This is a genomic window from Allosphingosinicella deserti, assembly GCF_003012735.1.
GTDB lineage: Bacteria > Pseudomonadota > Alphaproteobacteria > Sphingomonadales > Sphingomonadaceae > Allosphingosinicella > Allosphingosinicella deserti.
Genome location: NZ_PXYI01000001.1, coordinates 423,940 through 446,060 on the forward strand (window position 1 = coordinate 423,940; position 22,121 = coordinate 446,060).

Below are 22,121 nucleotides of genomic sequence, written 5' to 3' on the forward strand. Positions count from 1 at the left end.
CTTGTTTCGGCTCCGCATCGGCGATACGCCGCGTTTCGGGCAAGGGGGTTCGAACATGTTGATCTATATCGCCGCGCTGGCGGTCAGCGTCGCCGACGGTGCCGTGCCGACGGCTTCGATCGAGGCGGGCAAGCCGCAGGATGCGCTCGCCGCCGCCGAGGCCGCGGTCGCGGCGGGCGAGGATTCCGAAGCGGCGCGATTGCTGCGGCCGCTGGTCGAGCGTAGCGACGCCAACGCTGCGCTGCTGCTCGCCGGTGTCTACAATCGTGGCCGCGGAGTTGCCGAGGATCATGGCGAGGCGCTGCGCCTGCTCCGCCTGGCGGCCGATGCAGGCGTGACCAGGGCCTTGGTCGAGATCGGGCTGATGCACGAAAATGGCAGCGGCGTGGCCAAGGATCCCGCCAAGGCCAATACGTTCTATCGGGAAGCGGCGGACAAGGGCGACTCGCTCGGCCGCCTGTATCTCGGCATGAATATCCGCAGCGGCGTCGGCACTTCGGTCGACCATTTGGAGGCGGTGCGCTGGCTGAAGCTCGCCGCCGCCGACGGCGAAACCACGGCGATCTATCTGCTCGGCGTCGCACATGATTACGGCCAGGGTGTCGAGGAGAACGACACGGAAGCGCTTCGCCTGTTCCGCCAGTGCGCGGCGCTGCGCGACAGCGATTGCGAGCGCAGCGTCGGCCTGATGTATGATCTCGGGCGTGGGGTGGCCAAGGACGAGAGAGAGGGTTTCCGCTGGTTCAAGGCCGCGTCCGAGCACGGCAATATCGAGGCGTTCGTCGATGTCGGCCACGATTACCGTTATGGCACCGGAGTCGCCAAGGACGAGGCGCAGGCCCTCGCCTGGTACAGGAAGGCCGCCGATGCCGGCAGCGCGCGCGGACTGACCGCCCTCGCCGAAGCCCATCGCTGGGGCATCGGCATGAAGGAGGATCCGGTGCGGGCGCGGGGCCTGTACGAGCAGGCGATCGCGGCCGAGTCCGGGCCGGCGCTGGCCGGGCTCGGCGAGATGCTGGAATGGGGCGCGGGCGGTGACGTCGATCTCGCCAGGGCCGCCGATCTCTATCGCCGCGCCGCCGACGCGGGCGAAGTCGACGCGATCGAGCGCTATGCCTATGCGCTGGCCAACGGCCGCGGGGTCGCCAAGGATTTGAAAGCTGCGTTCGAATGGTACCGCAAGGGTGCCGGACGTGGGGGCGCGAGATCGATGAACGGCCTCGGTTTTGCTTATGAGGTGGGCGAGGGCGTGGCCAAGGACGTCGCGCAGGCGGTGGCCTGGTACCGCAAGGCCGCCGACCTCGACGAGCCGACGGCGATCACCAACCTGGGTGTGATGACGTTCAACGGCCGCGGCATCGACAAGGACGCGAAGGAAGCGCGGCGCCTGTTCGAGCGTGCCGCGGGCCTCGGCGACTCGCGCGGCCGCTATCTGCTCGGCACGATGCTGATCGACGGAGACGGCGGTGCCAAGGATGTCGGCAGGGGCTTCGCGCTGATCCGGCGGAGCGCCGATGACGGCGATGCCGATGCGCTCACCCAGCTCGGCGCGCTGACCGAGGAAGGCATCGGCACCAAGGCCGATCCTCCCGCCGCTCTCGGCCTGTACCAAAAGGCTGCAGCGCTCGGCGATGCGCTGGCGATGCGTTATCTCGGCATCAATCACTCGGAAGGCATCGGGACCGCGGTGGACCGCAAGGCGGCGGAGGCCTGGTTCCGCAAGGCGATCGAGGCCGGGGACGACGAAGCCGCCGGGCTGCTCGCGGATCTGAAGCTGCGCGGAGCCGATTAAGGGGGCGCGCCGCCGTACGCAGCGGCGCCATTCTAGTTGCTATCATGCCCCGGAGAAAGCGGGGCGAAGGAGACACCCAGGTCCGGGGAGAGCTGGGTTCCGGCGTGGTAGAGAGCCTCGAGCGCGGGGGCGAGGTCGCGGCCGCGCCGGCTCAGCGCGTAGACTTTGCGATCGGAGGGCGCGCCGCCATGTTCGATCACGCCGAGCTCGATGAGGTCCCTGAGCTTGTCGCTCAGCACCTTGTCGGAGAGTCCGGGAATGGCCTTGCGCAGGCCGCCATAAGAAAGAGGCCCCTCCTTGATCCGGGCGAGGATCACCGTCTTCCACTTGCCGCCGAGCACATCCACGGCCAGCTCGACCGGGCAGCCATATTGCTTGCGAAAGCGCCTGCTCACCGAAGTCCTTACCAACTGGTGCGTTGAACCCGGTCGGGCGGGCTGCTTCACTCGTCATATCAGCAGGGGAGGCGGCGCGGTATGAGAAACGCCACGCGCTCGCCGCCGCCTGGTTTGCTGCAGGGGATGACGGCAGGTTTCGGGGCGCAGCGCACCCCGCATCGCTGCGTTCAGCTTCATGAGGGAGGAGGGAAGCCCATGATCGTCGAATATGTCCGCTACGCTCTGACCACGCACACGCCCGACGCCCTCATCGGCGCCTATCGGGAGGCCGCCAAGCACCTCGACGCGGCCCAGGAGTGTATCGATTATGAGCTGACCCAATGCGTCGAGGACCCCAACAGCCTGATCTTGCGGATCCGCTGGGAGTCGGCGGACGCGCACATGCGCGGCTTTCGGCGCTCGGCGCACTTCCCGCCGTTTCTTGCAGCCATCCGCGCCTATGTGGGCGAGATCGCCGAGATGCGCCACTATGCGGATACGGGCGTGGGCGGCCGCTCGAGCGACAGGGCCTGACCTTGGTGGCGTTACGAGACGATACGGACGTCGGCTGCTCCGGAAAGCGGCGCTCCCGACAGGTTGCGCGCCTTCGTTCGGGCAGGGGTCGCTGCCAATCCAAGCGTTTGGCGATTGTTCCGGAATGATGCTTTGTTCCGCCCGGCGATCATGCTAGGAACGAGAGGTGAACGACTTTAGGAAGTTGGCCCGAGTCGTTCTGGTTTGAGGCTCGCCGCTCGGTGTACCGAGCGGCCGGTGCATCTGCTTCGCAGGCCGGTCCGGACTGCGCGTATCCCTGTCTGTTCGATGTGTGCTTGGCGTACGGGGCGAGCGGCGTGGGCCGCTGCCCCCATCCTGTCTTGACGAGAGGGGCGCGCGATGCCGAATTCATGCCACGCCGACAATGGAGCCAGCAGGGTCGAACCCGAGAGCCGGCGCTCGCGACATGTTCGCACGTGGCCGATGCTGCTGTTGCTGGTTCTTCTCGCTGCCGGCGTCACGGGATGGCTCGCATTCGATGCCGAGGGACGTGCTGCGCCGCCGGATCGGCCGCTCACCGCCGATGAGCAGAAGGACGTGGATGATACAGTCGTCAGACTCACCCGCGAGGCGGACGGGGGAGACCAGGATGCGATGTTCATGCTGGGTGTCTTCTACGACGAGGGACGCTTCGTCGCGGAAGACGATGCGAAGGCGCTCAAGCTCTTCCACCGTTGTGCGGCGCTCGGCAGTGCCGATTGCGAGCGGAGCATCGGGATCATGTACCAGAACGGTCAGGCCGTGCGCCGCGATCTCGCCAGGGCAATGGCCTGGTTCCGCACCGCGGCCGCGCATGGCAGCGGTGAGGCGGCGGTTGATGTCGGCAATTTCTACCGGGACGGGGTGACGGTCCGCGCCGACGAGGCGCAAGCGCTGGCCTGGTATCGCAAGTCCGTGGCGCTGGGCAGCCCGATCGGCCTCGTCATGCTCGGCGATGCCTATCGCATGGGCTTGTATGGCGTCGCCGTCGATGCCCCGGAGGCGCGCCGCCTCTACCAGCAGGCGGTCGATACGGACGACCGGGTCGGTCTCGTCGAACTGGGCGAGATGTGGATGCTGGGCGACGGCGGTCCACGTGACCCGGCGACCGGCGTCCGGCTGTTCGCGCGCGCGGCGGAACGCGGCGACGGCGACGCCATGCTGGTACTGGCGCTCGCCTACGAGCGGGGCGACGGGGTCGCGGCGGATCTGCAGCAGGCGGCGCGCTGGCTGGGCAAAGCGATCGATGCCGACGCCGCCAAGGCACCTGAGGTGCTCGCCGCGTTCAGGGCACGGCATCCCGAGATTCCTGTCGTCGCCGGGGAAGCTGCCGAGCCGGCAGTTCCTTTGCGAGACCCAGGCGGCGCAACCTCGGTGACCGGACATCCTTGAGACTCTGACACGAGGGAAGGAGCAGGCGGTGGCGACCCTGTTGGCCAATGTCGTTCGCGCCGTGCAGCGCGCCGTGCTTCGGTCGCCGGGAATAGCCGAGGCGGAACAGGCTCTGATGCGGGGCGATCTCGCCACCTCGACATCGATCCTGAAGAGACTCTCGGGGGAGGGGGATCCGGAAGCCGGTCGAATGCTCGGCGTCCAATATGCTTTCGGCGATCCCGAATATCGCAATCCGGCCGAAGCGATGCGGCTGTTCCGAGTCGCCGCCGATGCGGGGTCGCTCAAGGCGCTCGTCCATATCGGCGAGCTCCTCCACATCGGCCGCGGCGTACCCGAAGATCCGCCGGCGGCAATCTCATACTACCGGCAAGCCGCGGAGAGAGGGGAGCCGCTGGGCGCGCTGCTCCTCGGCGCCACGCTTCTGGAGGGCGATGGCGATTCGGTCGCACCGGACCCAAAGGAAGGTGTGAAGTGGCTGCGGGTCGCGGCCGATGGGGATTATGGGGACGCGATGCTGATCCTCGGCGAGGCGTATCGCGACGGCCGGGGCATCGAGAAGGATTATGACGAAGCGATGCGGATATTCCGCGCCGGGGCAGCCAAGCCGTACGCCGCCTGCGAACGCGCCATCGGTGCGATGTACGAGCAGGGCTTGGGCGTGCCTGAGGATCCGGCGGAGGCATTTCGCTGGTACGTGCGGGCATCCGCCGGCCGCGATCCCGAGGCCCCTCGGAACGTTGCCGCCTGTTTTGCCAACGGACATGGCGTGGAGAAGAACGAGCGACTGGCCGCCTTGTACCGTGAGGAAGCTGCGAACCGTGACGACACACCAACGCGGGAAGCGGCTGCGCCTGACGGGCAAGAGGTCGGCGCAGCCGCCGAGATCGGGCGGGAGGCGCAGCTCGGCGAAACAGGACCGCATATCCCGGCACCGGGCTTTGTCCGGAGGCTGATCGAGGGCTTGGAGGGTTTCGGTCCGCCGGGCCCCGCGCTGCAACATGCCGGAGTCGCTTGCCTCAAGGAGCAGGCCGAGGCCGGTGATCTCGATGCGACGTTCATGCTGGCGATGCTCTACGATCAGGGCCGGGGTGTTCCGGAGGATCCCGCCGAAGCGTTGCGGCTGCTCCGCCTCTGCGCGGAGGGCGGCGATGCCAATGCCGAGCGGAGCGTCGGAATCATGTACCTGCACGGCCGCGGCGTGCGCCGGGACCGGGAAGAGGCTTTTGCATGGACCCGGCGGGCCGCGGACCATGGCAGCGCCGAAGCCATGGCGGATCTCGGAGCGGAGCATCTTTGGGGCGGCGCCGTTCCGGTTGACCCGGATGCCGCAATGGATTGGCTGACCAAGGCCGCCGACGCGGGCAGCGTACGGGCGATCAGCATCCTGGGACAGCAATATCTGCTCGGCGAGATCGTCCCCAAGGATGCGATCCGCGGCCTTCAGCTTTTGCAATCCGCGGCAGGGCTCGGCGACGCGCGCGCCATGGGTCGACTCGGTCTCGTCTGTGCGATCGGCCGGGAGGTCGAGAAGGATCTCGACAGCGCCGAGGCCTGGCTGTGCAAGGCCGTCGCGGCCGGCGACGAAGAGGCGGAGGAGATGCTCGACGAGGTTCGCGCCGAACGCCTGGGCTTTGCATGATTGACCATGGCGGATCCGCCTAGGCGGCAGCCGATCCCGGTGATGCCGCCAACTCGTGCTTCGCCGTCGCAGCCCTGGGACGGGCGCGTTCTCCCGAATCCGCAACGGCGCTCCGCGCCTCCGTTCGCTGCTGCAACGCGCGCCAACGGGATTGGACGCGATGCGCCCTCCCTCTGCCGGACGTTTCAGCGATGGCGTATTCCTAGAGCATGATCGGATCAGGCTGAGTCATCCTGATCCGTGAATCATGCTCTCGTCCCTGGTTGAGAGCTTGATTCACACCTCAGGCTGGAGCTAGACGCTTCGCCCTCAGGTGGTCAGTCTCTTGCCCGTCGACGAAGCGGTACGGGCAGAGGGGCGCCTGCGCCTCAGCCGCGCCCGCGATAGCTTGCGACGCCCTGATCCGGCACCCACAGCCCGTCGGGCGGGGCGCCGGTCTGCCAGAACACGTCGATCGGGATGCCGCCGCGCGGATACCAATAGCCGCCGATGCGGAGCCATGTCGGCCGCATCTCCTCGACGAGCCGCTCGGCGATGCCGACGGTCACATCCTCGTGGAAGCCGCAATGGTTGCGGAAGGAATGGAGAAACAGCTTCAACGACTTCGACTCGACGATCGTCTCGCCGGGGCAATAATCGAGCACGATGTGCGCGAAATCCGGCTGCCCGGTGACCGGGCAGAGCGAGGTGAATTCGGGCGCGGTGAAGCGCACGAGATAGAGGCGGCCGAGCCGCGGATTGGGGACGTAATCGAGCCGCGCGTCCTCCGGGGAAGTCGGCAGCGCGCTCGTCTGGCCGAGATGCGTGAGATCCATGCCGCGCCCTGTAAAGCATCGGGCGAAAAAGTGGATCCCGGTTTTCCGCCCGGGCGACCCTTGGCGTTCACGCGGCGGGATGATTCCGGATCCGCTTGATGACGCCCGATCTCGCGCTTGGACGAATCGAGATCGTCATCGGCTACCCGAAGCACGTTGGATCCGGTCCTGTGTGTTCCGCAATCGCGTACGTCGGAGCCGACTTGCTGCGTCCGCCCGAGGCTCCGGAGGGGTGCGGTGGGCGGGTATCGGCGCGAGCAGGCCGCTGCAGGGGCCCGCACGCCGAGGACCGGGGCATGCGCTCCACACTGTGCGATCGGCTGCCTTCGAGCGGCGCACGGCGGAGCGGATACGCGCCCACCCCACCGATTTCTCGAAATCGTACGAAATCCGTCCTTTAGATGGAAAGAGCGAGCGCATCGCTTTATCGTGCGCCTGCGTCTTGCCACTGTCCCGGGGGCGCTGTCGCCCAGTAGGGACACGCCGTCGGGATCTTTGCGCGCAGCCATGCCAGCCAGCCATCCGTCTTTGTCGAGCAGGCCGACGGCGGTTCTCGTCTGCGCAAGCAGCATCATTCTCATCCTGCTGCTATGGGCGGCGACGCTCTCGCAGCTCGCGTTCGAACGCTCGAGCGCGATCGAGGCGGCGCTGCGCGAGAACCGCAACCGGGCGATCGCCTATGAGCAATATGTCACCCGCACGCTGGAGGCCGCGGACTTCGCCGCCCTCCACATCATCGCCCATGCTCCGCCGATCGAGGCCGGCGCGGCAGCGGCCGCGCCGCGCTTGCTGTCGGATCCGGTCGCGCAGGATCGGCTCTTTTCGGCGGTCATGATCGTCGATGCCGAGGGGCGTGTTCGCTATTCCACGGTGCCCGGCGCCGTGCCGCTGGGGATCACCTCCAGCGCAACGTTCAAGGCAGTACGATTGGGCGGAACGCAGCGGATGTCGATCTACGCGCCGCGACTCTCCGAAACATCGCGGAGGCCGGTCATCGCTTTCGCGCGGCCGTTGCCGCTCCGCGGCGGGCGGTTCGCCGGTGCCGTCATCGTCGAGATGCCGGTCGAACGCCTGGTCGATTTCACCCGCGGCGCGGCGATCCGGCCTGAGGATCTGATCTCGGCCATCCGGCTCGACGGGATCACGCTCGCCCGGCGGCAGGGGAACAGGCTCGGCTGGGGCGAGGATCTGCGCGGCAAATTGGTGATGGAACGCCAGATGCGCGACCCGAACGGCACCTATCTCGGGCCGGCGGCGCTCGACCGCATCCGCCGCTATTTCAGCCACAGGCGGCTGGAAAATTATCCCGTGTTCGTTACCGTCGGGATCGGCGAGGCGGACGTGCTGAAGGAGATCCGCAGCCGCTCGCGTTATTATTATCTCGGAATGTCGGCCTTGACGCTGGCGATCCTCGCCTTTGCCTCCACGGCCACGCTCGGCCTCCTTCGCCGCGAACGCGCCGTCGCCGCGCTTGCCGCCGCCAATCGCAAGCTTCGCGAGGCCCAGCGGATCGGGCGAATCGGCGACTGGGACTATGATGTCGCGATGGAGCTTTTCACCTGGTCGCCCCAGCTGTGCGAGATGTACGGGCGCCCGCCCGGCGATCACCAGCTCACGCTGGACGCGGTGCTCGCCTATGTCGACGAGAGCTGCCGTGACGGCTTCTCGGGCGCGCTCGCCGCGACGATCCGGCTGGCGGAGGCGCATCAATGCGAGATCCTCGTCTGGCCGATACCCGATCGTCCGTCGAACCGGCGGCTCGTCTTCTCGCCGGTGCTCAGCGACGAGGGGCTGGTCAGCGCAATCATCGGCACCGACCAGGACGTCACCGACGAAAAGGTCCACGAGCAGCTCCGCGAGGAGGTCGCCCACATGGCGCGGGTCGACGCGATCAACACGATGGCCGCCACCATCGCGCACGAACTCGCTCAGCCGCTGACCGCCGCCGCCAATTACCTGCTCGGCGCCAAGGCCTATGCGCGGCGCCGGGCGCCCGGCGATGAGGAGCTGATCCGCGACGCGCTCGACGAAGTCGAGGAACAGATCATGCTCACCCGCGACATCATGCGCCGCGCCCGCGACATGATCGCGCGGAAGCCGCGCGGAGACGATGTCGCCTATCTGCCGGACGTGGTGCGGGATGCGATTTCGCTGGTGCGCATGGCCAACGGCATCGAGCGTGTCGACATCGTTCACCGCCTCGGCGCCGATGCGTGCTGGATCGCTGCGGACAAGATCCAGTTGCAGCAGGTGTTGATGAACCTGCTGCGCAACGCCTGCGAGGCGGCCGCGACGGCGCGGGCGCCGCATGTCGCAGTCTCGAGCGAGCGGCTGAGCGACGGCACGATCAAGGTCTGCGTGGAGGATAACGGGCCGGGCGTTCCCGCCGATCTGCTTGAAATTTTCGCGCCCTTGTCGTCGAACAAGCGCGAAGGGCTCGGCCTCGGCCTGTCGATCTCGCGCGCGATCGTCCACAATTTTGGGGGGCGGATCTGGATCGATCAGTCGCGGGCGGAAGGCGCGCTGCTCTGCTTCACTCTGCCGCCCGCCAGCGCACCCGCATCCGCGTGAAGGCGGAGCCGATGCGGAGCTTCGACGTCAGGCGGACGTGGCGCGGCTGCATCACTCGGGCGCCAACTCTCGAAGCCCGGGTGAGGCGATGGACAGGGTAGGCTCCCGCCACTAGCCTTCCGCAGAATTCCACTCAACCGAGAGGTCGCTTCCGCCCCCATGAAGACGCTTGCTCCCGCGCTGCTTGCCCTCTGCCTCGCTGCTCCGCTCGCTGCCCAAGACGGCCCGGCTCAGGACCGGAAGGAGGCCGCCGCGCCGACGCCGCCGCCGACGATTTCGGTGACCCGGCATAGCGGCACGTTCGGCGGGCAGCGCGTCGCCTATAGCGCGACCGCGGGCGAGACCTACCTCAAGGCCGAGGACGGAACGCCGAAGGCGAGCATCTTCTCGGTCGCTTACGTCAAGGAGCCGCGGGATCCGAACCGCCCTGTCGCGTTTCTGTTCAACGGCGGCCCCGGATCGGGTTCGCTCTGGCTGCACATGGGGGCGTTCGGGCCCAAGCGCGTCGCCATCCCGTCCGACGCCCGCGACGACGGCGCGCCGCCATTCCCGCTGATCGACAATCCCGACAGTCTGCTCGATGTGACCGACATCGTCTTCATCGATCCGGTCGGCACCGGCTTCAGCCATGCCCTCGGCAAGACCGAGCCGAAGGAATATTGGGGCGTCACAGCGGACGCGAAATCGGTCGGCGAGTTCATCCGCATCTGGCTGAACGAGAATGGCCGCTGGAACTCGCCCAAATATCTCGGCGGCGAGAGCTATGGCACCACCCGGTCGGCAGCCGTCGTCAACGAGCTCGAAGGCCGTTACAACGACGTTTCGCTGAACGGCATCATCCTCATTTCCACCATCCTCGATTTCGGCGCCCAGGCAGGCGTGCCCGGCAACGAGATGCCCTATGTGCTGTTCCTGCCTTCCATGGCGGCGGCCGCCCACCACCACGGCAAGGCGCCGGCGGATGCCGGAACGCTGGAACAGTTCGTCGAGGAGGCGCGGGCCTTTGCCGCCGGCGACTATGCGCTTGCGTTGCTCAAGGGGCAGAAGCTCCAGGGCGAGGAGCGCGCGGCGATCCGGCGCCGGCTGGCGCGCTTCACCGGGCTTTCGGAAACCTATCTCGACGAAGCCGATCTCAGGGTCTCCGACCAGCGCTTCTACAAGGAGCTGCTGCGCGACCGCGGTCTCACCATCGGCCGCCTCGACGCGCGCTACACCGGGCGCGACTACGACAGCGCCGGAGAAGGCCCGGACAATGATCCGTCTTTCTACGGCATCGATGCCGGCTACACCGCCGCCCTCAACAGCTGGGTGCGCGGCGACCTCAAGTTCCGGACCGATCGGCATTATTCGACCATCGGCGGCGTCGGCGACTGGAATTGGGATCTCGGTGGCGGCGGCGGCGGCGACAGCAAATATTACAAGAATGTCGCGCCCTATATCGGCCGTGCCCTGCGCGAGAATAGCGGGCTTCGGGTGTTCGTCGGCCAAGGCTATTTCGACTTCGCAACGCCCTTTTTCGGCGCCGAATTCAGCCTCAGCCGCACCGGAATCCCCGCCGACCGGGTCCATTTCGAATATTATGGCTCCGGTCACATGATGTACGTCCGCGACGAGGACCGGACCAAGCTCAGCCGGGACATAAGGGCGTTCATCCGCAACCGCTGACCCGTTCGGGCCGGGTCGACCGGCCGTGCCAGCTTTCGCCTTGCCCCGTCGTGGAGCCTGATATGCGCCTTTTCCTCGCTCTTCCGCTGCTGCTTTCGGCCTGCGCCACAATTCCGCCGCCGCCGACGCAGGAGCAGCGGGCGGAGCGCTGGTGGGGCGACGTCGCCGCGCTCGCGGACGAGAATATGGAGGGGCGGCTCACCGGCACGCCGGGGTACCAGCGCGCCGCCGATCATGTCGTCTCGCGGCTGCAGGCGATCGGGCTCGAGCCGGCCGGCACCGACGGCTTCTTCCAGCCGGTGGCGTTCGAGGAGCAGTTCGTCGATCATGCTGCGTCCAGTGCCGCGCTGGTCGCGGGCGGCGCCGCACTGCCGGTTTCCGTCCCCGAAGACCTGATCATCGGACGCGGCGACGGGCCAAGGCCCGCGCGTGTCGACGCCCCGCTCGTCTTCATCGGCTATGGACTGCACATCCCGGAAGCAGGCCATGACGACCTTGCCGGCGTCGATCTCGAGGGCAAGGTCGCGGTTGTGATCAGCGGCGGCCCGGCCGAGATCTCCGGCGCGCTCAAGGCCCATGCACGGCGCGAACGCACCCGTTTGCTCGCGGAGCGCGGTGCGATCGGCCTCATTTCGCTGACTGCGCCCAAGGCCGTCGAGACGCCGTGGGCGCGTTCGGTGGCCCAGGCCGACCAATCCGGAATGTATTTCGCCGATCCCGCGCTCCGCGACGTCAAGACGCCGTTCTTCAACGCGAGCTTTGCGACGGACTCGAGCGAGAAGCTGTTCGCGCGCTCCGGCCGCAGCTTCGCCGAGATCGGCGCGCTTGCCGACGCCTCGAAGCCGCTGCCGAGGCTCGACCTCAGGCAGGCGCTGCGCGCGCAGATCGTCACCCGCCACAATCGTGTGACCGCGCCCAACGTCGTCGCACGGCTTCCCGGCAGCGATCCCACGCTCAAGGCGGAGCATGTCGTCTTCTCCGCGCATCTCGACCACCTCGGCGTCAGCACGCCGATCAACGGCGATGGGCTCTACAATGGTGCGCTCGACAATGCGGCCGGCGTCGCCGCTCTGCTCGACATCGCCAAGAGCTATCGGGAACGACGGATCCGTCCGCGCCGATCGTTGCTGTTCGTGTTCGTGACCGCGGAAGAGAAGGGGCTGCTCGGCTCCCGCTATTTTTCGCTGCGTCCGAGCGTGGCGCCGGAGTCGATCGTCGCCGACCTCAATTTCGACATGGCGCTGCCGATTTTTCCGCTGAAGAGCGTGATTGCCCTGGGTGGGGAGGAAAGCAGCCTCGGGACGGTCGCGGCCGAGGTCGGACAGGCGATGGGACTGCCGCTCGTTCCCGATCCCTGGCCGGACCGGAACAGCTTCGTGCGCTCCGATCAATATAGCTTCATCCGCGAGGGCGTACCCTCGCTCGCCTTCAAGTTCGGCTTCGCCCGCGGCACGCCCGAAGCGGAGATCGAGCGGAGCTGGCGCTCGACCCGCTACCATGCGCCGACCGACGATCTGTGGCAGCCGGTGGAGAAGATCGATGCGGTCCGCCTCAACGATTTCGTCGCCGAACTGGGATTGCGAGTCGCCAACGCGCCGGATCGGCCGCGCTGGGGGCCGCAGAGCTTCTTCCGTCGGTTCGAGAGGCAATAGATGCGCGCCCTTGTGCTCCCGATCGCTGCAGCCTTCTCCCTTTCGCCGGCCGCGGCCGCGGAGCAGGAGCCGAAGGCGCCTCTGCTGACCGCGGCGGAGACACGCGCGCTTGCGTCGGAGATTTCCGGTGCGGCGGCGAAGCGGACGATCGAGGCCTTGTCGCTGCACCACCGCATGCGCGGATCGGAAGGCTATGCGGCGGCCGCCAGCCTGATGGTGGATCGGCTCAAGGCCTATGGCCTATCCGGCGTGGAGATGATCCGCCTGCCGACGGACGGCAAGATCTTCTACGGCACCCAGTGCTCGCGCCCGGCCTGGAACGCGCGCTCCGCCGAGCTTTGGGAGCAGACAGAACTCGGCGGGCTCTGGACGGACTCGGTGCGGATCGCGTCATGGGCGGACCAGCCGATCATCCTCGCGCAGGACAGCGTCAGCGGACGCGCAGAGGCGGCGCTGGTCGACGTCGGGGCCGGCAGCTCATCCGCCGATTATGCGGGCAAGGACGTTCGGGGCAAGCTGGTCCTCACCTCCTCGCAGCCCGAGGCGGTCGCCCGCCTCGCCGTGACCGAGCGGGGCGCCGCCGGCATCGTCTCGTGGGCGCAGAACCAGCGCACCGGATGGTGGGGCGAGGATCAGAGCCTGATCCGATGGGGCCATCTCAGCAGTTGGACCGATCCGACCTTCGCCTTCATGGTCTCGCCGGCCCAGGCCCATGCGTGGCAGCAGCGGATGGCCGCCGGCAAGACGGTGCGCCTTCGCGCGGCGGTCGAGGCCGGTCGTGCGTCGGGCGCCTATCTGATCCCGACCGCGATCATCCCGGGCGAGGACAAAGCGCACGAAATCGTCTTCTCCTGCCACCTCGATCATCCGTCGCCCGGCGCGAACGACAATGCCAGCGGCTGCTCCGGCATCCTCGAAATCGCCCGGACCTTCACCCGACTGATCTCGCAAGGGAGGCTGAAGCCGCCGAAGCGCACGATCCGCTTCGTGTGGCCGGCCGAGATCGAAGGCACGATCGCTCTCCTCGACGCCCGCCCTGAACTCGCCAAGCGCGCGCTGGCGACCATCCACCTCGACATGATCGGCGGGAACACCGACATCACCAAAAGCCGTCTGCTGGTCGAGGGGGCACCGCCGAGCTTGCCCAGCTTCGTCGGGGATGTCGGCTTCGCGATCGCGCGCTGGGTGAATGCACAGGCGAGCGCCTACGCGAACACCGGCGCAGCCGACTTCGAGATGGTGGAGCCGGGCGGCACCCGTAATCCGCTCGATGCCAGGATCGGCGGCTTCAGCGAGGGCAGCGATCACCAGGTGTGGGCGGAAGGGAGCTGGCGGGTGCCGGTTCTCTATGTCGCAGACTGGCCCGATCGTTACATCCATACCCAGAAGGATGTGCCGGCCAATATCGATCCTACCAAGCTCAAGCGCGCGATGTTCATCGCCGCCGGGGCGGCCTGGGTGCTCGCCAACCTGGAGACCGAAAGCCGCGAGCTGGTGCAGTTGCTGTCCGCAGAGACGCAGCAGCGGCAGGCGGATCTCACCCGGCGTGCGCTGACGATGTCGGAGGTCGAGGCGGCCAATCTGTGGCGATGGAGCGGTTCCTATGAGGTCGATGTCGCCCGTTCCCTCGGCCGTTTCGGCGTGACCAGGCCGGCGCTCCGTCCGGAAGGGCGCGGAACCCCGACCGAGCCGGCGTTCAAGACCACCTACCAGCGTAATCCTCGGCTGAAGGGCCCAATGGACGGGTTCGGCTATAGCTGGCTCGAAGACCGGCTCGAGCAAGAGGGTTTGCCGCGGCCCGCCCTGTTGTCCAGGGCGCCGCAATGGGCGGGCGCGAGCTATGGCTATGAGGCGCTGAACCTCGTCGACGGGATCCGCTCCATCCAGGACATCGCCGACGATCTTTCCGCGACGGTCGGCGCGGCGCCGGTCACAGAGGTCGCGGAATTTCTGACGACGCTGGAGCGGCTCGGCGTTATCGAGCCCACCCAGGGTTGAGGATCTGAGACAATGGAATCGCTCGTTTCGACCGAATGGCTGGCGGATGAGCTCGGTGCATCCGATCTCGCGATCGTCGATGCCACCCTGCTGCTGCCCGGCGATCCTCGCAATCCGCGCGCCGAATATGATGCGGCGCATGTGCCGGGCGCCGTCTTCCTCGATCTTGAAGAGGTGTCGGACACCGCCAATCCGGTGCCGCACATGCTGCCCGGCGAAGCCAAGCTCGCAAGCCGCCTGCAGGCGCTGGGCCTGCGCGACGGCCAGCGCATCGTCGTCTACGACAACAGCCCGTTGCACAGCGCCGCCCGGGCGTGGTGGATGCTAAGACTGTTCGGAACCCGTCGTCTCGCGATCCTCGACGGCGGCTTTCAGAAGTGGACGGCGGAAGGGCGGCCGGTCGAGAGCGGCGTGCCGACGCTGCGCCACGGCCACTTCACGCCCCGTCGGAGCCCCGGCGGCGTCGCCGACAGAAGGGTGGTGACCAGCCTTATCGGCGCCGGCTCGCACGAGATCGTCGACGCCCGGGGGGCTGGCCGCTTCACCGGCGAGGAACCGGAGCCGCGCGCCGGCATGGCTTCAGGTCACATCCCGGGATCGAAGAATCTGCCTCAGGGGCAGCTGTTCAACGCCGATCACAGCTGGAAGCGTGGTGATGCCCTGCGTGCGGCCTTCGATGCGGCAGGGGTCGACCTTTCCAAGCCGATGGTGACGACTTGCGGATCGGGCGTCACCGCCGCCGTGTTGCTGTTCGGCGCCCATCTGCTCGGCAAGGAAGACGTGCTGCTGTACGACGGCAGCTGGTCCGAATGGGGCGCCGACCCCGAAACACCCAAGGAGATCGGATGAGCGACCCGAAGCAGCGCCGCCTCGACACCAAGATCGTCGAAGGCGGCCGCAAGCCCGAATGGACGACCGGGATCGTCAATCCGCCGGTCTGGCGTGCCTCGACGATGCTGTTCGACACGGTCGCAGACATGGAAGCGTCGAACCCGCCGAAGCACGGCCGCCTGCAATATGGCCGCAACGGTACGCCGACCCAATGGGCGCTGTCGGAGGCGCTGACGGAGCTCGAGCCCGGCGCGGCGGGAACACGCTTGTTCCCCTCAGGATCGGCAGCAGTGGGAATCGCCCTGATGTCGGTGCTCTCGCCCGGCGACGAAATCTTGATGGTCGACAGTGCCTACGCGCCGACCCGGATCTTCTGCGACAATGTGCTGACGCCGATGGGCATCACGGTCACTTATTACGATCCGCTGATCGGTCGGGGCATCGAAGCGCTGATCGGCGAGCGCACCAAGGCTATCTTCCTCGAAAGCCCCGGCTCGCTCAGCTTCGAGGTCCAGGACGTGCCCGGACTCTGCGAGATTGCGAGGGCAAGGGGGCTGGTGACGCTGATCGACAATACCTGGGCGACGCCGGTGCTGTTCCAGGCGCTCGCCGCGGGAGTCGACATCGCGATCCTGGCCGCGACCAAATATATCGTCGGCCATGCCGATGCGATGATCGGCACGGTCACGGCGAATGCCCGCTGGTGGCCGAAGGTCGAGCGGACCAGCCAGGTCTTCGGCCAGCATGTCGGCCCCGACGACGCCTTTCTGGCGACCCGAGGCCTGCGGACGCTCGGCGTTCGGCTGCGGCACCATCAGGAGAGCGCGCTCAAGGTCGCCCATTGGCTGCAAGAGCAGCCGCAGGTGTCGCGGGTGCTCCATCCGGCATTGCCCGATTGTCCCGGGCACGAATATTGGGCGCGCGATTTCAAGGGCGCCTCGGGTCTGTTCGCCTTCGAATTGAAAGGCGGGGATGCGGATGCGCGGGATGCTCTGATCGACGGCCTCACCCATTTCGGCATCGGCTACAGCTGGGGTGGGTTCGAGAGCCTGGCGACGCCTTCCGATGCAGATCGGCTTCGCACGGCGACTCGCTGGCAGGCGGATGGACCGCGGGTACGCCTCCACATCGGCCTGGAGGATGTCGACGATCTGATCGAGGACCTGGCGCGCGGGCTGGCCCGTTACGGAGATGCCGCGTGAGGAACTGGCTGGCGGGCCTTGGAGTGAGCTGGCCCACCGGTTCAGACTGGATCGTCGCCGCGGCGGCGGTCGCCGCGGTCGCCCTCGCCTGGCTGATCGCCCATGTCACGGCGCGGAAGATCGGGCCCTGGCTTACCGAATTCTCCGAGCAGCGCGCCGGCGCGCGGGGCGAGACGCTCGGACCGCGGATGTGCGATCTCACCCGCTATCTGATCTTCGCATTGTTGCTGGCGATCATCCTCAACGCGGATGCATGGCGCCCGCTCGGCGAAATCGTGCTCGGCATCGCAATCGCCGGCGGTTGCGCCCTGTTCGTGCTCGGCATCCTGCGCGGTCTCGCCATGCCGCGGCTGATCGCGTTCCTGCTTGCCGCAGTGACCTTCGTCGCCTTGCTCACCCGTGCGGTGGGCGGGCTCAAGCCGGTGACCGACACGCTGAACCGGGTTGGTTTCGACGCCGGCAGCATGCGTATCTCTCTGCTCAGTCTGGTCCAGATCGCGGTCACCGTCGCGGCACTCTACGCAATCGTCAAACTGCTCAACCGGATCATCGCGACCTCCATTCGACGGGCGTCGGGCTTCGATCCGACCCAGCAATTGCTCGCGCAGAAGCTCGCCTCCGTGGCGATCGTCATCGCCGCCTTCTTCATCGGCATCGACGTGCTCGGTATCGATCTGACCGCGCTGACCGTCTTCTCCGGCGCGTTCGGCCTTGCGATCGGCTTCGGCCTCCAGAAGACCTTTGGCAACCTCATGGCCGGGATCATCCTGCTGATGGACCGATCGATCAAGCCGGGCGACGTCATCGTCGTCGGCGAGGCGGTCGGCCACGTCAACAAGATCGGCGTGCGTGCCGTCTCGATCGTCACCCGTGACGGCAAGGAGCATCTGATTCCGAACGAGAATCTGATGACCCAGGAGGTCGAGAACTGGTCCTATTCGAGCCGGGACGTGCGCGTGCACATCCCGGTCGGAGTGGCCTATAGCTGCGATCTGGCGCTTGCTCAGAGGCTGATGGTGGAGGCGGCCGCGGCGTCCGACCGGGTGCTCGATGCGCCGGCACCCAAGGTGTGGCTGACCGCGTTCGGCGAGAACAGCGTTAATCACGACATCCTGATCTGGCTGAAGGATCCGGAAGCCGGCATCGGCAGCGTCCGCTCGGAGATCCTCAACCGGCTGTGGGTCTTGTTCAAGGAAAATGGCGTAGAGCTGCCATTCCCGCAGCGCGACGTGCGGGTGAAGGAATGGCCCGCCTCGCTGCCAGTCACTGCAGGGCAGCAGACGCAGCCTTAAGCGGAAACGATCTCGCCGAGCCGGGTCAGTGCCTTGCGGAGCTCGTCGGCAAGCCTGGCGGCGGCGGGGCCGGTCGGGCGATCCGCCTCGCTGATCTTCATCAGCGCTGAGACTCCCGCGGCGGCCCAGGTCGCGGTCTGGGTGGCGAGTGCGTCGAATCTTTTCTGCACGATCGGCAGGGCATTGCCGTAGGCAGCGCTGACCCGTGCGGCCTCGTCGAGGATGTTGGTGTCGAGCCGGGTGGGCGTCCGGCCGGCAATCTCTTCGACCAGCGCCAGCACCTGACGAAGCTGCGTGACTTCGGCGCCGGCATCGGCGGCACCAGTGAGGAAGGGAGCGACTTGCGGCGTCATCGTACGCCGGCTGTACGGCAGCGACCGCTAAGGAATGGTCAATGCCCGGCACGGAAAGGGCGGAAGCGCAGTCGCGCTCCCGCCCTCATCGATCAGAAATCGGTATCCGGATTATTGCGGCGTGGTGACGGTCGCGTCGCGCCCGGCGCCGGCCGGCGCAGCGAGGATCGTCTGGGTGGTCGCACCCTTGTCGACGACATTGGTCTCGGGATCGCCGGCCACGGACCGCGCGCCGACGGCGGTGCTGGCGGTGCCGGCCTGATTGAGCAGCTGGCGCTCGGCATCGCTGCGCGGGGCAGGGCCGCCAAACAAGGCCTCGAGCGCCTGGGTGCGCGCGTCGGCGCCCTGCGGCGTCGGCTCGCCCGCACGCGGCGGCACCAGCGAGTAATCGGGCGGAATCACCAGCGGCGCGTTGCGCGCGACGGCGAATTCATCGGGACGATCGCGGCCGAGGACGCCGCTCGAGCCGCAGCCGGCGAGAGCGACGCTTCCCGCCATGACCGCGAGGGCGATGTTGATCTTACGCATGTTCACTTGTCCTCCGGGGCGGGCGTGCGGTCGCGCGTCAACAGCGCGCGGACCAAAAGTAACAGGACGCCGATGGTAATCGCTGCATCGCCGACATTGAAGACCAAAAAGGGATGGATATCGCCGAAATGCAGATCGGCAAAGTCGATGACGTAGCCGAGCCGGATTCGATCGATGATATTGCCGAGCGCGCCACCGAGCACGAAGGCGAGGGCGATCGCATCGTCGCGCCGGCGTTCGCGCCACATCCACGTCGCGACGAAGATCGAGATCGCGCCGGTCATCGCCACCAGCAGCCAGCGTTCGAGGGGACTGCCGGCGGTGAGAAAGCCCATCGACACGCCGCGATTTTCAACCCAGCGCAGATCGAAGATCGGCGCCAGGTTGATCACCACCTGCTGCTGGAGCTGCAGCACGTAGGTGACGATCCACTTGCTCGCCTGATCGAGCACCAGAACGGTCGCGGCGATGGTGAGACCCAGCTTGCGGTTGCGCCTGACCCGCTCCAGATCCGTCGCATTCAGCTCAGCCATTCAGCACCTCTTCGCAGCGTCCGCAGAGCGCGCCTTCTTCGGGAACTTCCGGCAGATAGCGCCAGCAGCGGCCGCATTTTTCCTTCTCCGTCTTCGTGACTGAGACGCCATCCTCGCCGGTTTCGACCGAGGCCGAGGAGACGATGCAGATTTCCGCGAAGTCGATCGACGACAAAGCGCCGGCGAGCGTCTCGTCCGACACCCGCGCGACGACCTCCGCCTCGAGGCTCGATCCGATCTCCTTGCCGCGGCGCAGCGGCTCGATCGCTTCGGTCACCTTCTGACGAGTCGCTGCAATCTGCTGCCACTTGGCGCCGAGCGCCGGATCACGCCAGCCGGTGTCGATCTCCGGCCATTCGAGCAGGTGGACCGAGCCGCCGTCCGGATAGCGGGTGCCCCAGACTTCCTCGGTGGTGAAGCAGAGCACCGGTGCCAGCCAGCGCACCAAGGCATGGAAGACCGTGTCGAGCACCGTCCTATAGGCGCGGCGCGTGACTGAGCCCTGCGGCAGATGGGGGCCGATGTCGCAATAGAGCACGTCCTTGCGGATATCGAAGAAGAAGGCCGACAGATCGTCGTTGGCGAAGCCGGTGAGCAGCCGCGTGTAGCGGTTGAACTCGAAGCCGTCCGCGGCCTCCCTGAGCTCGGCGTCGATCTCGGCCAGGCGATGAAGCACCCAGCGCTCGAGCTCCGGCATCTCGGCCGCTGGCAGGCGCTCCGCCTCGTCGAAATCGGCGAGTGCGCCGAGCAGATAGCGGAAGGTGTTGCGGAGCTTGCGATAGGCATCGCCGGTGCCGGCGAGCACCTCCTTGCCGATGCGCACGTCCTCGAAATAGTCGGTGGAGGCGACCCAGAGGCGAAGGATGTCGGCGCCGCTTTCCCGGATGATGGCGAGCGGATCGACGACATTGCCGAGGCTCTTCGACATCTTGCGGCCGTTCTGATCGAGCGCGAAGCCGTGGGTGAGCACGGCATCATAGGGCGCACGTCCGCGGGTGCCGCAGCTCTCAAGCAGGGACGACTGGAACCAGCCGCGATGCTGGTCCGAGCCTTCGATGTAGAGATCGGCGCGGGTGCCCTCGCCGTAGCGGGCCTCGACGACGTAGCTGTGGGTCGATCCGGAATCGAACCAGACGTCGAGGATATCGACGATCGGCTCGTAATCGTCGAGCGCATAACCGCTGCCGAGCAGCGCCTGGTGATCGGCGCTGAACCACGCATCCGCACCGCCTTCGTGGAAGGCGCGGATGATCCGGGAATTGACCGCGGCATCGCGCAGATATTCGCCGCTCTGGCGATGGACGTAGAGCGCGATCGGCACGCCCCAGGCGCGCTGGCGGCTGATCACCCAATCCGGGCGGCCCTCGACCATCGCGCTGATGCGGTTCTTCGCCTTCTCGGGAACCCAGCGGGTCTCGTCGATGGCGGAGATGGCGATCTGGCGGAGGGTGCCGTTCCCGGCCCCGTGCGTGTCCGAAGTAAGTTCCGACCCGCTCCGTTCGGCCTGAGCCTGTCGAACGCCATGATTTTCGTGCTCGGCAGCCGAAGTCGAAGGGAGGGCTTCGACAGGCTCAGCCCGAACGGTGTTGGGGGTTCCCCCCTGCTTGTCCATCGGGATGAACCATTGGGGCGTGCAGCGGAAGATGATCTTGGCCTTGGAGCGCCAGCTGTGCGGATAGCTGTGCCTGAAGTCGGCGGAGGCGGCGAGCAAAACGCCGGCCTCGCGCAAATCCGTGCAGATCGGGCCGTCGGGGGCGTTGAACTTCGGATTGATCACGCTGCCGCCGCCGGGGAGCCAGCCCCAGTCGTCGCGATAGCGGCCGTCGTCCGTGACGGCGAAGACCGGATCGATGGCGTTCGCCTTGCAGAGCAGGAAATCGTCCTCGCCGTGATCGGGCGACATGTGGACGAGGCCGGTGCCGGCATCGGTGGTGACGAAATCGCCGGCGAGCATCGGCCGCGGCCTGGCGAAGAAACCGCCGAGCTGGTGCATCGGGTGACGGACGATCGTGCCGGCGAGATCCGCGCCGCGGATCTGGACGCCGGTGGGGGTCACCGCCTCGCCGAGCCGCGCGCCGAAGGCGCCGAGCAGATCCTCGGCGACCAGCAGCCTGCGCGTTCCCGCTTCCGCAAGCACGTAGGTGATGTCCGGCCCGTAAGCCAAAGCCTGATTGACCGGGATCGTCCATGGCGTGGTCGTCCAGATCACCGCCTGGGCGCCGATCAGCTCCGGGATCGGGCTCTCGACGATCTCGAAGCCGACGTCGATCTGGGTGGAGGTGATCTCCTCATATTCGACTTCGGCTTCGGCGAGCGCGGTCTTTTCGACCGGGGACCACATCACCGGCTTGGCGCCGCGGTAGAGCTGGCCGCTCTCGGCGAATTTGAGCAGCTCCTCGACGATCTTGGCCTCGGCCTCGAACTTCATGGTGAGATAGGGATTGTCCCACTCGCCCATCACGCCCAGGCGCTGGAACTGCTCGGCCTGGATGCCGACCCACTTTTCCGCGTAGGCGCGGCATTCGGCGCGGAATTCGCGCGGCGGCACCGCATCCTTGTCGAGCTTCTTCTTGCGATATTGCTCCTCGATCTTCCACTCGATCGGCAGGCCGTGGCAGTCCCAGCCCGGGACATAGGGCGCGTCCTTGCCGAGCAGCGACTGCGAGCGGACGATGATGTCCTTGAGGACCTTGTTCATCGCATGGCCCATGTGGATGTCGCCATTGGCGTAAGGAGGGCCGTCGTGGAGGATGAAGCGCTCGCGCCCCGCGCGGGTCTCGCGCAGCCGCTGATAAAGACCTTCCTCCGCCCAGCGCGAAAGGATCGCCGGCTCCTTGGCGGCAAGGCCGGCCTTCATCGGAAAATCGGTTTTCGGCAGGAAGACCGTGTCGCGCCAATCCTGCTTCGGGGTATCTGGTTTTTCGGACATGTCGTGCCGGGGCTT

At 67.1% G+C, this 22,121-nt stretch carries 17 protein-coding genes; 11 read left to right on the forward strand and 6 right to left on the reverse strand.

What is annotated here, in order from left to right; translation table 11 throughout:
* The first annotated feature begins 55 nt into the window (after positions 1-55).
* Entirely contained in the window at positions 56-1,792 is a 1,737-nt protein-coding gene (locus C7I55_RS01940; protein WP_146150898.1) for a tetratricopeptide repeat protein, read from the forward strand.
* Positions 1,793-1,824: 32 nt separating this feature from the next.
* On the opposite strand, the gene C7I55_RS01945 is transcribed toward C7I55_RS01940, so the two are convergent.
* Complete coding sequence (locus C7I55_RS01945; protein WP_106511191.1) at positions 1,825-2,187, reverse strand: winged helix-turn-helix transcriptional regulator; 363 nt, start codon at positions 2,185-2,187, stop codon at positions 1,825-1,827.
* 198 nt (positions 2,188-2,385) lie between these two features.
* On the opposite strand from C7I55_RS01945, the gene C7I55_RS01950 reads away from it, so the two are divergent.
* The 3 genes from C7I55_RS01950 to C7I55_RS01960 all read left to right on the forward strand — a co-directional run bounded on the left by C7I55_RS01950 (position 2,386) and on the right by C7I55_RS01960 (position 5,737).
* The gene (locus tag C7I55_RS01950; protein ID WP_158266244.1) at positions 2,386-2,703 is read left to right on the forward strand and encodes a putative quinol monooxygenase; all 318 of its coding nucleotides are present in this window, start codon (positions 2,386-2,388) and stop codon (positions 2,701-2,703) included.
* 360 nt (positions 2,704-3,063) lie between these two features.
* A complete protein-coding gene (locus C7I55_RS01955) occupies positions 3,064-4,095 on the forward strand; it encodes a tetratricopeptide repeat protein (RefSeq protein WP_106511193.1) in 1,032 nt (343 codons plus the stop codon).
* A gap of 28 nt (positions 4,096-4,123) precedes the next feature.
* Positions 4,124-5,737: a tetratricopeptide repeat protein gene (locus C7I55_RS01960; RefSeq protein WP_106511194.1), complete on the forward strand. Its 1,614-nt coding sequence runs from the start codon at positions 4,124-4,126 to the stop codon at positions 5,735-5,737.
* A gap of 368 nt (positions 5,738-6,105) precedes the next feature.
* Here the strand turns inward: C7I55_RS01960 and queF are convergent, their stop codons facing one another.
* Positions 6,106-6,552, reverse strand: a complete 447-nt coding sequence (gene queF / locus C7I55_RS01965; protein WP_106511195.1) for a preQ(1) synthase — start codon at positions 6,550-6,552, stop codon at positions 6,106-6,108.
* Between the two features lie 507 nt (positions 6,553-7,059).
* Between queF and C7I55_RS01970 the strand changes: the two genes are divergently transcribed.
* The 7 genes from C7I55_RS01970 (at position 7,060) to C7I55_RS02000 (ending at position 17,763) form a co-directional block, all read left to right on the forward strand.
* Positions 7,060-9,123 (forward strand): ATP-binding protein, encoded by a 2,064-nt coding sequence (locus C7I55_RS01970; RefSeq protein WP_106511196.1) that lies wholly within the window; start codon positions 7,060-7,062, stop codon positions 9,121-9,123.
* A 159-nt stretch (positions 9,124-9,282) separates the two neighbouring features.
* A complete protein-coding gene (locus C7I55_RS01975) occupies positions 9,283-10,788 on the forward strand; it encodes a S10 family peptidase (protein WP_106511197.1) in 1,506 nt (501 codons plus the stop codon).
* 62 nt (positions 10,789-10,850) lie between these two features.
* Positions 10,851-12,440, forward strand: a complete 1,590-nt coding sequence (locus C7I55_RS01980) for a M28 family metallopeptidase (protein WP_106511198.1) — start codon at positions 10,851-10,853, stop codon at positions 12,438-12,440.
* Complete coding sequence (locus tag C7I55_RS01985; protein WP_106511199.1) at positions 12,441-14,438, forward strand: DUF4910 domain-containing protein; 1,998 nt, start codon at positions 12,441-12,443, stop codon at positions 14,436-14,438. It begins immediately after the preceding gene.
* A gap of 12 nt (positions 14,439-14,450) precedes the next feature.
* Positions 14,451-15,287 (forward strand): 3-mercaptopyruvate sulfurtransferase, encoded by an 837-nt coding sequence (gene sseA / locus C7I55_RS01990; protein ID WP_106511200.1) that lies wholly within the window; start codon positions 14,451-14,453, stop codon positions 15,285-15,287.
* Entirely contained in the window at positions 15,284-16,471 is a 1,188-nt protein-coding gene (gene metC / locus C7I55_RS01995; protein ID WP_106511201.1) for a cystathionine beta-lyase, read from the forward strand. Before sseA ends, metC begins: the two co-directional genes overlap by 4 nt.
* Positions 16,468-17,763, forward strand: coding sequence for a mechanosensitive ion channel family protein (locus tag C7I55_RS02000; RefSeq protein ID WP_233221994.1), 1,296 nt, complete (start codon positions 16,468-16,470; stop codon positions 17,761-17,763). Before metC ends, C7I55_RS02000 begins: the two co-directional genes overlap by 4 nt.
* Here the strand turns inward: C7I55_RS02000 and C7I55_RS02005 are convergent.
* From C7I55_RS02005 to ileS, 4 genes are all read right to left on the reverse strand, one after another.
* Positions 17,760-18,116 (reverse strand): hypothetical protein, encoded by a 357-nt coding sequence (locus C7I55_RS02005; protein WP_106511202.1) that lies wholly within the window; start codon positions 18,114-18,116, stop codon positions 17,760-17,762. The two genes, C7I55_RS02000 and C7I55_RS02005, sit on opposite strands and share 4 nt — an antisense overlap.
* A 111-nt stretch (positions 18,117-18,227) precedes the next feature.
* On the reverse strand, positions 18,228-18,644 hold the full coding sequence (locus C7I55_RS02010) for a DUF3035 domain-containing protein (protein ID WP_106511203.1): 417 nt from the start codon (positions 18,642-18,644) through the stop codon (positions 18,228-18,230).
* Positions 18,645-18,646: 2 nt separating this feature from the next.
* Complete coding sequence (gene lspA / locus C7I55_RS02015; RefSeq protein WP_106511204.1) at positions 18,647-19,177, reverse strand: signal peptidase II; 531 nt, start codon at positions 19,175-19,177, stop codon at positions 18,647-18,649.
* A complete protein-coding gene (gene ileS, locus C7I55_RS02020) occupies positions 19,170-22,106 on the reverse strand; it encodes an isoleucine--tRNA ligase (RefSeq protein ID WP_106511205.1) in 2,937 nt (978 codons plus the stop codon). Before ileS ends, lspA begins: the two co-directional genes overlap by 8 nt.
* Positions 22,107-22,121 lie beyond the last annotated feature (15 nt).